Raw genomic sequence first — 13,311 nt, 5'->3', positions numbered from 1 at the left:
GGGTGTGGGGTGACGGGGGCGCTCAGGGGGGCTGTTGGGGAGAGTGGGCCGGGCGGGGACGGGGCGACCGGACGGATCGTGGGGCGGGAGGGTCAGCCGAGGGGGGTGAGGAAGCGGCGCAGGGCCTCCTCGTAGCCCGCCGGGTCCACGTTCCACATCGCGCCGTGCGGGGCGTCCGGCACGGTGTGCAGGGTGACCAGGTCGGGACGGGCGCGGGCGAGGGCACGGGAGGGGCCCCAGGGGGCGATCGCGTCGTCCGGGCCGTGCACCACCAGCGCCGGGACGTCCAGTTCGCCCGGGTCGGTGCCCGCGCGGGCCTCGCCCGGGGGCAGTCCGGCGCGGCCCTCGGCGGCGCGCACCGCCAGCGGGAGCAGGGCGTGGGGCACGTGGCGGGCGGCGGCGAGGGCGCGGACGGTGACCTCCCAGTCGAGGACCGGGGAGTCCAGGACCAGCCCCACGACGTGGCCGCGGAGCGGGGAACGGGCGGCGGCCCGCAGCGCCATCGTGGCGCCGGTGGACCAGCCGTACAGGACCAGACGGCGGGCGCCGTGGTCGACGGCGTGGCGCATGGCCGCGTCCAGGTCCCGCCACTCGGTCTCGCCCAGGTGGCCGAGGCGGTCGGCCGCGCGGGGCGCGCCGGGGTCGCCCCGGTAGGCGAGGGACAGCACGGGGAACCGGCGGCGGTGCAGGAAGTCCATGACGACCATCGGGTGCTCCCGGGTGGTGCCCAGGCCGTGCGCCGCGACGACCCAGGTGTCGCGGGCCGCCGGGACCACCCAGGCGGGCAGCACACCGACCTCGCCGGGGACGGTGACGTCGGTGTGGTCGAGGCCGAGGGCGGTGCCCGGGTCGCCCACGTGGACCTGGGGGGTCAGCCGGACCCGGGCGCCCGGGGTCAGGGCGCCGAGGGTGACGCGTTCCAGCCGCCGCACGACCGTGTCGGCGGTGTGCGGCGCTTCGGGCACCACCGGGCCGACCACCGCGTGCACCCGGTCGCCCGCCAGCCCGTAGGTGCCGGGGCGGAGGCTGGCGAGGTCGCGGGTCAGGGTGACGTGGTCGTCGGTGACGGCGTGGACGGTGAGCGCCGGGTCCCCCGGGAACGGCCGTCCCGGCCGGGGCCGCAGGGCGGTGTCGCTGGCGAGGCGGCCCGCGGCCAGGGAGAGCAGGGCGGTGGTCGCGGTGGCGGCGGCAGCGGTGACGGCCGCCGCCGCGACATGGGCGGTACGCACGGTGTCCAGTGTCGGGGCGGGGTGGGGGCGGGGCCAGCGGGGCGCCACGGCGGGCGTGGTGGTTCACCTGGGCGGTGCACTCCCGGCCGCCGCCGGGGCGCGCGGCGCGGGTTCGGAGGCGTCCGTTCGCCGTTCGCTCCCGCCGTCCGTTCCGGAGGGAGCGGGACCGTGCCGCTCGCTCCCGGGCGCCGTTCGTTCCCCGCCCCCGGGTTCCCATTCGCCCTTTCCGGGTTCCCGTTCGCCGTTCACCGTTCACCGTTGATCGTTCGCCGTTCGCCGTTCGCCGTTCGCCGTTCGCCGTTCGCGGCTTCCGGGCTTCCGGGCTTCCGGGCTTCCGGGCTTCCGGGCTTCCGGGCTTCCGGGCTTCCGGGCTTCCGGGCTTCCGGGCTTCCGGGCTTCCGGGCTTCCGGGCTTCCGGGAGCGGACGGTCCGGGGAGCCCGTCCGTTGCGGGCCGTTCACCTTCCGTCCCCCGGGCCCGGACCCACGGTGAACGGCCCGGAACGGAGAGGTGAACGGGCCGGCGGAGCGGGCGGCGGGCGGGCCGGGGAACGGGTGTGCCGGGGTGGGCGGAGGCGGCGCGCGGGGGCCCCGGTCCGGATGGGGTTTCGGCGGTCCGGAACGGCGGGCGGACGGATTCCGCTTCGCACCGTGACGGCGTCGTGACGGCACCGCGCCGCGTTCCGGCCCGGCCGGGGCCGCGGAGCCCCGGTGCCGGGCGCCGCGAGGGGCGCCTCCGCCCGTACGGGACCGCCGGGCGGGTGACGTTCCTTACTCAAACGTGACAAAGAGGACAGTTGGTTCGCTGAACGGGAAGAGCGTCGTACAGTCGGATGAGGTGGTGAACGGACCTCCGGTACGGCATGGCAACCGCTTGTACCGGAACCGCCGGAACCCCTCCGTTTCGGGCCCGTGAAGCCCTCCGGCGACCCGGCCGCGACATGCGGAACCGCCCTGCTCCAGATCGGGTCACCGCGATGCCTGCCTCAGTTCATCTTCCGTTCACTCAGGTTGCCTACGTTCCAACCGCCACTGACGTCCAACAGAAGCCTGGGTAAATGGAAAACATCACGCTCCTCCTCGGAATCGTGATCGTCACCGCTCTCGTGTTCGATTTCACGAACGGTTTCCACGACACAGCCAACGCGATGGCGACGACCATCTCGACAGGCGCAATGAAGCCCAAGACGGCGGTGGCCATGTCCGCCGTGCTCAACCTGGTCGGTGCCTTCCTCTCGGTCGAGGTCGCCAAGACGATCTCCGGCGGCATGATCAATGAGGACGGCATCTCACCTGAAGTGATCTTCGCGGCGCTCGTCGGCGCCATCCTCTGGAATCTGCTGACCTGGCTCCTGGGTCTGCCCTCCAGCTCCTCCCACGCCCTCTTCGGCGGCCTCATCGGTGCCGCGGTCATGTCGGCCGGCTGGGACTCGGTGAACGGTTCGACCGTCGTCACCAAGGTCCTGATCCCCGCCGTCGCCGCGCCCCTGGTGGCCGGTGTGGCCGCGATGCTCGCGACCCGCCTCACCTACAAGATCGGCGCCAAGGCCGACGACAAGGCGACCTCCAAGGGCTACCGCATCGGCCAGATCTCCTCGGCCGGTCTGGTCTCCCTGGCGCACGGCACCAACGACGCACAGAAGACCATGGGTGTCATCACCCTGGCGCTGGTCACCGGTGGCGTGCTGGTGCCCGGGTCGAACCCGCCCTTCTGGGTCATCGCCTCGGCCGGCATCGCCATCGCGCTCGGCACCTACCTCGGCGGCTGGCGCATCATCCGCACCATGGGCAAGGGCCTCACGGACCTCCAGCCCCCGCAGGGCTTCGCCGCCCAGACCAGTGCCGCGACGGTCATCCTGGCCTCCTCGCACCTGGGCTTCTCGCTCTCCACCACGCAGTCCTGCTCCGGTGCCGTGATGGGCGCGGGCCTCGGCCGCAAGGGCGGGGTCGTCCGCTGGTCGACCGCCACCCGGATGTTCGTCGCCTGGGGTCTGACCCTGCCCGCGGCGGCCGTCGTCGGCGCCCTCGCCGAACTGCTCACCAAGCAGGGCACCTGGGGCGTCATCGCGACCGGCGCCCTGCTGATCGGCGGATCGACCGCGATCTGGATCATCTCCCGCCGCGAGGTCGTCGACCACACCAACGTCAACGACGTGGACACGGACGAGCCCGCGGGCGTCGTCACCACCGCCATCGCCGCGGTGACCCCGCCCCCCGCCGGTCCGGTCGGGGACACCACCACCGCCACGGGCGACCTCACGGCGACCGTCCCGGCGGAGAACGGCCCCTCGACGGAGTCCGCCCCGCGGACCGCCAAGGTGTAAGGAACCTCCATGAAAATCGACTGGGTAGCACTCGGCTCCGTGTTCGGGGTCAGCCTCGTGGTCACGGTGGCTCTCGTGGGCCTGTTCACCCTCGGGATCGTGGGCCTCTCCAAGCGGGAGACCGCGCTCGCCGGGGAGGGCGGCGCCAAGAACGGCTCGGCGGCCCTCGCGGTCACCGGCGCGTACGCCTGCTTCGCCCTGTGCGTCGCCGCCGTCGCCTACGGCATCTACCTGATCGTCGCCTGACGTCAGGACCGCGTTTTCCCCGACGGCCCGGTGGGTCACCGTTCCCAGGACGGTGACCCACCGGGCCGTCGGTCGTACGGGGCCGACGGACCCGCCCGTACCCCCAAGAGCCGGTGCCCGGCCGCCCGGGGCCGGTGGCCGGACCGGGTTCCCGGCCGCATGTGGGGCTTCACACACCGCGCCGCCGCAGGTCAGCGCCCGGTTGACGGGTGTTCTCGGGGCGTGGTGGACTGCCGGGGCCATTACGGCGGCAGCAGAGGAAGCCGGTGCGAATCCGGCGCGGTCCCGCCACTGTCACCGGGGAGCCTCCCCCACACCGAACGTCACGGCCGCACGGCTGGAAGACCGGGGGCGGCGCCGATCCGGGGAGCCAGGAGACTCTCGCCGTCGTTTCCGTCGACCCAGGGCGCGGACCCTGAGTGAGGACACAGCGATGCCGGGGCGCCCGTCTCCCGGTCCCGAGCGCCGGTGCGCGGGACCCCTCCACCGTCCACGCGTCCCCCGGGGCCGGGCGGGCTGAGCCGATGCGGGCCGGGCGAACCTTCGCGTACGGCGCCACCGCCGGACTGATCGGCGACCTCCTGTTCGGTGACCCCCGACGGGGCCACCCGGTCGCCGCCTTCGGTCGTGCCGCGGGCGCCGTCGAACACCTGTTGTGGCGCGACCACCGGGGCTGGGGCACCGTGCACACCCTGTTGTGTGCCGGGGGCGCGGCGGGCGCAGCCGCGCTGGCCGCGCGCGCCGTGGCGCCCTCGCGCGCCGCCTCGGTGGCGCTGACCGCCGCCGCCACCTGGGCCGTCGTCGGCGGGACCAGTCTGGGCCGGGAGGCCCGTGTCATCGGCGAGGCGCTCGCGGCGGACGATCTGACGGCCGCCCGGCGGCGGCTGCCCCATCTGTGCGGCCGCGACCCCGAGGCGCTGGACGCCGACGGCATCGCCCGCGCGGTCGTCGAGTCCGTCGCGGAGAACACCTCCGACGCCGTGGTCGGCGCGCTGGTGTGGGGGGCGATCGGCGGGGTCCCCGGGCTGGTGGGCTTCCGCGCCGTCAACACCCTGGACGCGATGGTCGGCCACAAGTCGCCGCGCCACCGCCGGTTCGGCTGGGCCTCGGCCCGTCTCGACGACGTCATGGGCTGGCCGGGGGCCCGGCTCACCGGCGCCCTCGCGGTGCTCGCCGGGGGTGCCCCGGGGTCCGCCGCGCGGACCTGGCGCGCCGACGCGGGGAGCCATCCGAGTCCCAACGCGGGCGTCGCGGAGAGCGCGTTCGCCGGGGCGCTCGGCGTCCGGCTCGGCGGCACCCTCTCCTACGCCGGACGGGTGGAGCACCGGCCGGTCCTCAACGGGGGCGGCCGTGCCGTGGCGGTGGCGGACGTGGAGCGCGCGGTACGGCTGTCCCGGCGGGTCGGCTGGCTGGCCCTGGCGGTGTGCGCGGCCGGACGCGGGGCGCTCTCGGTCCGCGCCGCCCGGCGCGCCGGGGCCGTCGCCACGGCCGCCGCCACGGCGGCCGGGAGCGGTGGGGCCGCGAAGGCCGCGGCCACCGTCATCGGAAGGGGTCGGTAGGGGTGCGGGGCGGACTGCTGGTCGCGGGGACGACGTCCGACGCGGGCAAGAGCGTGGTGACCGCCGGGATCTGCCGGTGGCTGGCGCGCCAGGGCGTCAAGGTGGCGCCGTTCAAGGGGCAGAACATGTCCCTCAACTCCTTCGTCACCCGGGACGGCGCCGAGATCGGCCGGGCCCAGGCGATGCAGGCGCAGGCCGCCCGGGTGGAGCCCAGCGCGCTGATGAACCCGGTGCTGCTGAAGCCCGGCGGGGACCGCACCAGCCAGGTGGTGCTGATGGGCCGTCCGGTCGGGGAGATGAGCGCGCGCGGCTTCTTCGGCACGCGCGGCGGCCCCGACGACGGCCGCCCGGTGCCCGGCGGGCGGCGGGCGCTGCTCGGCACGGTCGTGGAGTGCCTGGAGGAGCTGCGCGCCACCCACGACGTGGTGGTCTGCGAGGGCGCGGGCAGCCCGGCCGAGATCAATCTGCGGCGCACGGACATCGTCAACATGGGCGTGGCCCGGGCCGCCCGGCTGCCGGTGCTGGTGGTCGGGGACATCGACCGGGGCGGGGTGTTCGCGTCCTTCTTCGGGACGACGGCACTGCTGGCCCCCGAGGACCAGGCGCTGGTGGCGGGTTACCTGGTGAACAAGTTCCGGGGCGACGTCTCGCTGCTGGAGCCCGGACTGGAGATGCTGCGCGGGCTGACCGGCCGCCCCACCTACGGGGTGCTGCCGTTCCGGCACGGGCTCGGCATCGACGAGGAGGACGGGCTGCGGGTCTCCACGCACGGCACGGTCCGCGGGGCCCCGGCCGCTCCCCCGGTGGGCGCGGAGGTGCTGCGGGTCGCGGTGTGCGCGGTGCCGCTGATGTCGAACTTCACGGACGTGGACGCGCTGGCCGCCGAACCGGGGGTGGTGGTCCGCTTCGTGGACCGTCCGGAGGAGACCGCCGACGCGGACCTGGTGGTCGTCCCGGGCACCCGGGGCACCGTGGGCGCGCTGCGCTGGCTGGAGGAGCGGGGGCTCGCCGGGGTGCTGCGCCGCCGGGCCGCCGAAGGCCGTCCCGTCCTCGGGATCTGCGGCGGCTTCCAGGCGCTGGGCGAGCGGATCGAGGACGAGGTGGAGTCCCGGGCGGGCACCGTCGACGGCCTCGGTCTGCTGCCGGTGCGGGTGCGGTTCGCCCGGGAGAAGACCCTGGCCCGGCCGTCCGGCGCGGCGCTGGGCGAGCGGGTCGAGGGGTACGAGATCCACCACGGGGTGGCCGACGTCCTCGGGGGCGAACCGTTCCTGGACGGCTGCCGGGTGGGCGCGGTGTGGGGCACCCACTGGCACGGTTCGCTGGAGTCGGACGGCTTCCGGCGGGCGTTCCTGCGGGAGGTCGCGGCGGCGGCGGGGCGCCGGTTCGTCCCGGCGCCGGACACCTCGTTCGCGGCGCTGCGCGAGGAACAGCTCGACCGGCTCGCCGATCTGATCGAGGAGCACACCGACACCGACGCGCTGGGCGCGCTGATCGCCTCGGGTCCGCCGCCGGGGCTGCCGTTCGTCCCGCCGGGCGCGCCGTGACGGCCGCCCCGGTGGCGGGGCCCGCGGCCTCCGGACCCACCGGCCCCGGACCCGCCCGTACGGGCCGACCGCGCGTCGGCGTCGTCCCCGTCACGCACGGCACGGGAGCCGCTCGCGTCATGAACGCCGCACACGGCACCGGCACCGCTCGCCTCATGAGCGCCACGCACGGCGCGGGTACCACACACAACGCGGGCGCCACCCGCGTCATGAGCGCCACGCACGGCACGGGTACCGCCCACGGCACGGGCGCCACGTACGACCCGCACGACACGCACCTCACGCACGACCCGCACATCACGACCCCAGTACCGTCCACGCCCCGCGCGGGCCGCAACGACAGGGAGGGCCACGGGTGACCACCCCGTATCCATTCACCGCCATCGTCGGTCAGGACGACCTCCGGCTGGCACTGCTGCTGAACGCGGTGTCGCCCGCCGTCGGCGGCGTCCTGGTGCGCGGCGAGAAGGGCACCGCGAAGAGCACCGCGGTCCGGGCCCTCGCCTCGCTGCTGCCGGAGGTCGCGACGGTCACCGGCTGCCGCTTCTCCTGCGCGCCCGACGCGCCCGACCCGGGCTGCCCGGACGGCCCCCACGAGGTGGGCCCGGCGGCCCGGCGGCCGGCGCGGATGGTGGAACTGCCGGTCGGCGCCTCCGAGGACCGGCTGGTCGGCTCGCTGGACATCGAACGGGCCCTCACCGACGGGGTGAAGGCGTTCGAGCCGGGACTGCTGGCCGACGCCCACCGCGGCATCCTCTACGTGGACGAGGTCAACCTCCTCCACGACCACTTGGTGGACCTGCTGCTGGACGCGGCGGCGATGGGCGCCTCGTACGTGGAGCGCGAGGGCGTCTCCGTGCGGCACGCGGCGCGGTTCCTGCTGGTCGGCACGATGAACCCGGAGGAGGGCGAGCTGCGGCCGCAGCTGCTGGACCGGTTCGGGCTGACCGTCGAGGTGACGGCGGACCGGGAGCCCGCGCGCCGGGTCGAGGTCGTCAAGCGGCGCCTCGCGTACGACGACGCCCCCGGGGGCTTCGCGGAGCGCTGGGCCGGTGAGGAGGCGGCGCTGCGGGAGCGGATCTCGGCGGCCCGCGCCCTGCTGCCCTCGGTACGGCTCGGGGACGGCGCGCTGCTGCGGATCGCGGCGGTCTGCGCGGCCTTCGAGGTGGACGGCATGCGCGCGGACATCGTGATGGCGCGCACCGCGACGGCGCTGGCCGCGTGGGCGGGCCGGACGGACGTCCGCACCGAGGACGTCCGGCGGGCGGCCCTGCTCGCGCTGCCGCACCGCAGGCGCCGCAACCCGTTCGACGCGCCGGGACTGGACGAGGAGAAGCTGGACCGGGTGCTGGACGGGTTCGGCCCCGACGACGAGCCGGAGCCCGAGCCCCCGGCCGGACCGTCCGGGGAGCAGGACGCCCCGGACCCGGACGACGCGGCGGGCCCGGACGACGCGGCGGGCCCTGAGGACGGGGACGAGCCTGACCCCGATCCGGACGGCCCCGGCGGCCCGGGCGGAAGCGGTCCGGACGACGGTCCCGGCGCCCCGCCCCCGCCCCGGAACGCGCCCGAGCAGGAGCCCCCGGCCCGGCCCACCGACGACGCCGACGCCCCGGAGGCCCCCGAGGGACAGCCGGTGGGCGTGGCCCCCGAGCGCCCCGCGACGGCCGCCGGCGAACCCTTCCGCACCCGGACGCTGACCGTGCCCGGGCTCGGCGAGGGCGCGGCCGGGCGCCGTTCCCGGGCGCGCACCGAGCACGGCCGGACCACCGGGGACCGCCGTCCCCGGGGCGCCCTGACCTCGCTGCACCTCTCGGCGACCGTCCGGGCCGCCGCCCCGCACCAGCGGGCGCGCGGCCGGTCGGGCCCCGGGCTGGTGGTGCGCCGGGACGATCTGCGGCAGGCCACCCGGGAGGGCCGGGAGGGCAATCTGGTGCTGTTCGCGGTGGACGCCTCGGGTTCGATGGCGGCCCGGCGGCGGATGAGCGCCGTCAAGGGCGCCGTGCTGTCGCTGCTGCTCGACGCCTACCAGCGGCGGGACAAGGTCGGGTTGGTGACCTTCCGGGGCGCGGAGGCCGCGCTCGCGCTGCCGCCGACCTCGTCGGTGGACACGGCGGCGGCCCGGCTGGGCTCGCTGGCGACCGGCGGCCGGACCCCGCTGGCGGCGGGGCTGCTGCGGGCCCGCGAGGTGCTGCGGGTGGAGCGGCTGCGGGACCCGGCGCGACGGGCGCTACTCGTCGTGGTCACCGACGGCCGGGCGACCGGCGGGGTGGAGCCGGTCGGCCGGGCGGCGCGCGCGGCGCGGCTGCTGGCGGCGGACGGGGTCGCCTCGGTGGTGGTGGACTGCGAGTCGGGTCCGGTGCGGCTGGGGCTCGCGGGGCGGCTGGCCGTCGACCTCGGCGGGACGCCGGTGACGCTGGAGGAGCTGCGGGCCGACGCGCTCGCGGGACTGGTCAAGGACGTACGGGGCGCCGAGGGCGCCCGGGGAAGGGTCGCGTAATGCCACAGGGACAGCCGTCCGTCGTACCGGAGGACGGGCTCACCACGCGTCAGCGCCGCAACCGGCCGCTGGTGATGGTGCACACGGGCGTCGGCAAGGGGAAGTCCACGGCGGCGTTCGGAATGGCGCTGCGGGCCTGGAACCAGGGCTGGCCGATCGGGGTGTTCCAGTTCGTCAAGTCGGCGAAGTGGAAGGTCGGCGAGGAGAACGCGCTGCGGGTGCTGGGCGCCAGCGGCGAAGGCGGCACCGTGGACTGGCACAAGATGGGCGAGGGCTGGTCGTGGATCCAGCGGACGCCGTCCAGCGCCGTCGAGGGCGCCGACCCCAACGAGGTGAACGCGGCGAAGGCCCGGGAGGGCTGGGAGCAGATCAAGCGCGACCTCGCCGCCGAGACCTACAAGCTGTACGTGCTGGACGAGTTCGCCTATCCGCTGCACTGGGGGTGGATCGACGTGGCCGAGGTGGTCGCGGTGCTGCGGGACCGTCCCGGCAACCAGCACGTGGTGATCACCGGGCGCAACGCCCCCGCCGAGCTGGTGGAGTTCGCGGACCTGGTCACCGACATGTCGAAGGTGAAGCACCCGATGGACGCGGGCCAGAAGGGTCAGCGGGGCATCGAATGGTGACGCGGCCGCCCCGGGCCCTTCCCGGGGCCCTCCCGGTGGCCGGGTCCCTCCCGGGTCCGGGTCCGGGGTCGGCGACGGGGAGACGCCCGTGACCTCCGTACCCAGGCTGGTCGTCGCCGCGCCCGCGTCGGGCACCGGCAAGACCACCGTGACCACCGGACTGATGGCGGCGTTCAGCGCGCGCGGGCTGACGGTCTCCCCGCACAAGGTGGGGCCCGACTACATCGACCCCGGGTACCACGCCCTCGCCACCGGCCGCCCCGGGCGCAACCTGGACGCGTACATGTGCGGCCCGGAGCGGGTCGGCCCGCTCTTCGCGCACGGCGCGCGCGGCGCCGACCTCGCGGTCGTGGAGGGCGTGATGGGCCTCTACGACGGTGCCTCCGGGCAGGGCGAGCTGGCGTCCACGGCGCAGGTGGCGAAGGTGCTGCGGGCGCCGGTGGTGCTGGTGGTGGACGCCTCCTCGCAGTCCCGGTCGGTGGCAGCGCTGGTGCACGGCTTCGCGTCCTTCGACCCCCAGGTGCGGATCGGCGGGGTGATCCTCAACAAGGTCGGCTCCGACCGGCACGAGGAACTGCTGCGGGACGCCCTGGAGGAGGCGGGCATGCCGGTGCTGGGCGCGCTGCGCCGCGCGGAGGGCGTGACCACCCCGTCCCGGCACCTGGGTCTGGTGCCGGTCGCGGAGCGGCACCGGGACGCCACGGCGGCGGTCGAGGCGATGGCGGAGACCGTGCGCCGGAGCTGCGACCTGGACGCCCTGCTGGCCCTCGCCCGGACCGCTCCCCCGCTGGACGTCACCCCGTGGGACCCGTCCGTGGTGCCCCCGGCCGTGCCCGACGGGCGGCGCCGCCCGGTGGTCGCGGTGGCGGGCGGCGCGGCGTTCTCGTTCCTGTACGCGGAGCACCCGGAGCTGCTGTCCTCGGCGGGCGCCGAGGTCGTCGTCTTCGACCCGCTGCGCGACGAGCGGCTGCCCGAGGGCACGGCGGGCCTGGTGATCGGCGGCGGTTTCCCCGAGATGTACGTGGGCGAACTGGCCGCGAACGAGACGCTGCGGGCGGAGGTCGCCGCGCTGGCCGGGGCGGGCGCCCCGGTGGCCGCCGAGTGCGCCGGGCTGCTGTACCTGGCGCGCTCGCTGGACGGGCGGCCGATGTGCGGGGTGGTGCCGGGGGACGCCCGGATGTCGGGACGGCTCACCCTCGGCTACCGGGAGGCGGTGGCCGTCTCCGACAGCCCGCTGGCGGTGACGGGGACCCGGCTGCGGGGCCACGAGTTCCACCGGACGGTGCTGGAGCCGGGCGCCGGGGCCGTCCCCGCCTGGGGGCTGCGCACTCCGGCGCCCCGGGTCGAGGGGTTCGTGCTCGACGGGGTGCACGCGAGCTATCTGCACACCCACTGGGCCGCCGAACCTGGCGTCGCCGGACGGTTCGTGGCGCACTGCGCCGCCTGGGCCGAGGCGGGGGCGGCCGGGACCGCGGGGACGGCTGCTGGGGCTGCTGCGAGGGTGCCGTCGGCCGGGGCTGCCGGGGCCGACGGGGAGCCGGTCGGGGCCGCCGCCGAGGCCGGGCGGTCGTCCGGGGGCGCCCGGACGGACGCGCCCTGAGCGGCGGGCCCCCGGACCCCGGGGCGACGGCGCCGGGGTCTGGAGCGGCGGGGGCCGGAGTGGCGGGGACCTGGCTCCCGGCGCGGAGACCGGCGGGGACCCGGCCCCCCGGGAGGGGAGCGGCCGGGTCAGTGCGCGGCGGAGCCGATGACCAGCCACATCAGGCCCGCCCCGGCGACCGTGCACAGCAGGGTCGTGCGGGCGGGGTGGCGGTGGCTGGCCTCGGGGAGGATCTCGGCCGCCGCGATGTACAGCAGGACCCCGCCGAAGAAGGCGAGGTACCCGGCGAGGGTGTCCGCCGGGATGGTGAACAGCAGGGTGGAGGCGGCTCCGGCGACGGGGGCGACCGCGTCCGCCAGCAGCATGGCGAGGGCCTTGCGCCGGTCGTTCCCGTAGGCGCTGGTGACGGTGTAGGTGTTGAAGCCGTCCGCGAAGTCATGGGTGATGACGGCGATCGCGACGCTCACCCCCATCGTGGTGTCCACCTGGAACGACGCGCCGATGGCGATCCCGTCGGCGAGGCTGTGCGCCACCATGGCCGCTCCGGCGCCGAGTCCGGCGCGCGGCACGTGGCCCGGGTCGTGGGCGCCGTGCTCGGCCTGGCGCAGGGCGAGGAGGCGTTCCCCGACGTGGGCGGTGAGGAACCCGCCGACGAACAGCAGCAGCGCCACCGGCACCCCGTGCACGGACGTGGTCACGCCCTCCAGCGCCTCGGGCAGCAGGTCGAAGCCGACGACGCCGAGCATCAGTCCGCCCGCGAAGCCGAGCACCAGGTGTCTGCGGTCGACGACCCGTTGCGCCGCCCAGCCCCCGACGAGCGTCATCACGAACGATCCCAGCGCCACCAGCACGGCCATGCCCCCTTGCTAGCGGATGGGCGGGCGCGGCGCACGCACCCGCCCCGCCGGTCACCCGACCGCCGCCCCCACCGCCTCCGGTGGTCGGGGGGCTCCCGTCTCCGGGCCGGGGAGCGCGGATGACGCCGCCGTCCGTCCCGGCCGGGGTGATCGCCGGGGTGGGCGCCTCGCGCGGGGTCGGCCGGGAGGAGGTGGTGGCGCTGGTGCGGGGCGTGCTGGCGGAGGCCGGGGTGGACCCGTCCGCGCTGACCGCCCTGGCGACGGTCGACCGCCGGGCCGGTGAGCCCGGGATCACCGGGGCCGCCGCGCTGCTGGGGGTGGAACTGCGGACGTACTCCGCCGGGGAGCTGGCCGGGGTGCCGGTGCCGCATCCGTCGGACGCGGTGCGGACGGCGGTGGGGACCTCCTCGGTGGCGGAGGCCGCCGCGCTGTACGGGGGCGGCACGCTGCTGGTCCCCAAGCGGACGTCGGCGGGGACCGGGGCCCGCCCCGCGCGGGCGACCTGCGCGCTGGCCCGGCACGGTGACCGGCACTCGCCCCGGTGACGGGCCCCGGGTCGACCGCCCCCCATGGACACGTGTGAGCATGACGGACGTGCCCGCGCGCGACGGACGCGCCTGAGCGCGCCGGACACGGGTGAGCGCGACGGGTCCGGCGGTCGGCCGGGCCCTCGGCGGTACGGCGGGGCGCTGCGGTAGGGCGGGACACGGCGATACGGCCGGGCGCTGCGGTGCTCCCGGTCGCGGACGGGCGCGGCTCGTGGCGTGGCGCGGCGGTCACGGCACGGGCGCGGTGTTGCGGCACGGGCGCGGTGTTGCGACGGTCGCG

The 13,311-nt window shown here is 76.4% G+C and carries 11 protein-coding genes and 1 riboswitch; of the genes, 9 read left to right on the top strand and 2 right to left on the bottom strand.

Going from position 1 to position 13,311, the window contains the following annotated elements:
- Nucleotides 1–92: 92 nt before the first annotated feature.
- A complete protein-coding gene (locus ACVWNX_RS27425) occupies nt 93–1,229 on the bottom strand; it encodes an alpha/beta hydrolase family protein (protein ID WP_454410826.1) in 1,137 nt (378 codons plus the stop codon).
- A 1,056-nt stretch (nt 1,230–2,285) separates the two neighbouring features.
- Here ACVWNX_RS27425 and ACVWNX_RS27420 point away from each other — a divergent pair.
- The 8 genes from ACVWNX_RS27420 (at nt 2,286) to ACVWNX_RS27385 (ending at nt 11,626) form a co-directional block, all read left to right on the top strand.
- Nucleotides 2,286–3,551 (top strand): inorganic phosphate transporter, encoded by a 1,266-nt coding sequence (locus ACVWNX_RS27420; RefSeq protein ID WP_454410824.1) that lies wholly within the window; start codon nt 2,286–2,288, stop codon nt 3,549–3,551.
- A gap of 9 nt (nt 3,552–3,560) precedes the next feature.
- Entirely contained in the window at nt 3,561–3,797 is a 237-nt protein-coding gene (locus ACVWNX_RS27415; RefSeq protein WP_454410822.1) for a hypothetical protein, read from the top strand.
- 209 nt (nt 3,798–4,006) lie between these two features.
- Nucleotides 4,007–4,200: riboswitch (cobalamin riboswitch) on the top strand.
- Nucleotides 4,201–4,321: 121 nt separating this feature from the next.
- A complete protein-coding gene (locus ACVWNX_RS27410) occupies nt 4,322–5,356 on the top strand; it encodes a cobalamin biosynthesis protein (protein WP_454410821.1) in 1,035 nt (344 codons plus the stop codon).
- Between the two features lie 2 nt (nt 5,357–5,358).
- The gene (locus tag ACVWNX_RS27405; RefSeq protein ID WP_454410819.1) at nt 5,359–6,900 is read left to right on the top strand and encodes a cobyric acid synthase; all 1,542 of its coding nucleotides are present in this window, start codon (nt 5,359–5,361) and stop codon (nt 6,898–6,900) included.
- 119 nt (nt 6,901–7,019) lie between these two features.
- Nucleotides 7,020–7,259 (top strand): hypothetical protein, encoded by a 240-nt coding sequence (locus ACVWNX_RS27400; protein WP_454410817.1) that lies wholly within the window; start codon nt 7,020–7,022, stop codon nt 7,257–7,259.
- On the top strand, nt 7,256–9,400 hold the full coding sequence (locus ACVWNX_RS27395) for a putative cobaltochelatase (RefSeq protein WP_454410815.1): 2,145 nt from the start codon (nt 7,256–7,258) through the stop codon (nt 9,398–9,400). Before ACVWNX_RS27400 ends, ACVWNX_RS27395 begins: the two co-directional genes overlap by 4 nt.
- Entirely contained in the window at nt 9,400–10,026 is a 627-nt protein-coding gene (gene cobO / locus ACVWNX_RS27390) for a cob(I)yrinic acid a,c-diamide adenosyltransferase (protein WP_454410813.1), read from the top strand. The genes ACVWNX_RS27395 and cobO overlap by 1 nt, the downstream gene beginning before the upstream one ends.
- A gap of 88 nt (nt 10,027–10,114) precedes the next feature.
- Nucleotides 10,115–11,626: a cobyrinate a,c-diamide synthase gene (locus tag ACVWNX_RS27385; RefSeq protein ID WP_454410811.1), complete on the top strand. Its 1,512-nt coding sequence runs from the start codon at nt 10,115–10,117 to the stop codon at nt 11,624–11,626.
- Nucleotides 11,627–11,754: 128 nt separating this feature from the next.
- Here ACVWNX_RS27385 and ACVWNX_RS27380 read toward each other — a convergent pair whose 3' ends face one another.
- Entirely contained in the window at nt 11,755–12,483 is a 729-nt protein-coding gene (locus ACVWNX_RS27380) for a ZIP family metal transporter (RefSeq protein ID WP_454410809.1), read from the bottom strand.
- Nucleotides 12,484–12,602: 119 nt separating this feature from the next.
- Between ACVWNX_RS27380 and ACVWNX_RS27375 the strand changes: the two genes are divergently transcribed.
- Nucleotides 12,603–13,028 carry a cobalamin biosynthesis protein gene (locus ACVWNX_RS27375; protein WP_454410808.1) on the top strand — a complete coding sequence of 142 codons (426 nt, stop codon included), beginning with the start codon at nt 12,603–12,605 and terminating at the stop codon, nt 13,026–13,028.
- Nucleotides 13,029–13,311 lie beyond the last annotated feature (283 nt).

This window comes from Streptomyces sp. JNUCC 64 (genome assembly GCF_054484115.1).
The sequence above is the reverse complement of the archived record's forward strand: the minus strand, read 5'-3'. Positions and strand labels throughout refer to the sequence as shown.

What these genes read in the sequence shown, in the direction of transcription:
- ACVWNX_RS27400 (WP_454410817.1), top strand. Translation starts at nt 7,020, where the DNA reads ATGAACGCCGCACACGGCACCGGCACCGCTCGCCTCATGAGCGCCACG.
- cobO (WP_454410813.1), top strand. Translation starts at nt 9,400, where the DNA reads ATGCCACAGGGACAGCCGTCCGTCGTACCGGAGGACGGGCTCACCACG.
- ACVWNX_RS27410 (WP_454410821.1), top strand. Translation starts at nt 4,322, where the DNA reads ATGCGGGCCGGGCGAACCTTCGCGTACGGCGCCACCGCCGGACTGATC.
- ACVWNX_RS27420 (WP_454410824.1), top strand. Translation starts at nt 2,286, where the DNA reads ATGGAAAACATCACGCTCCTCCTCGGAATCGTGATCGTCACCGCTCTC.
- ACVWNX_RS27415 (WP_454410822.1), top strand. Translation starts at nt 3,561, where the DNA reads ATGAAAATCGACTGGGTAGCACTCGGCTCCGTGTTCGGGGTCAGCCTC.
- ACVWNX_RS27375 (WP_454410808.1), top strand. Translation starts at nt 12,603, where the DNA reads ATGACGCCGCCGTCCGTCCCGGCCGGGGTGATCGCCGGGGTGGGCGCC.
- ACVWNX_RS27380 (WP_454410809.1), bottom strand. Translation starts at nt 12,483, where the DNA reads ATGGCCGTGCTGGTGGCGCTGGGATCGTTCGTGATGACGCTCGTCGGG.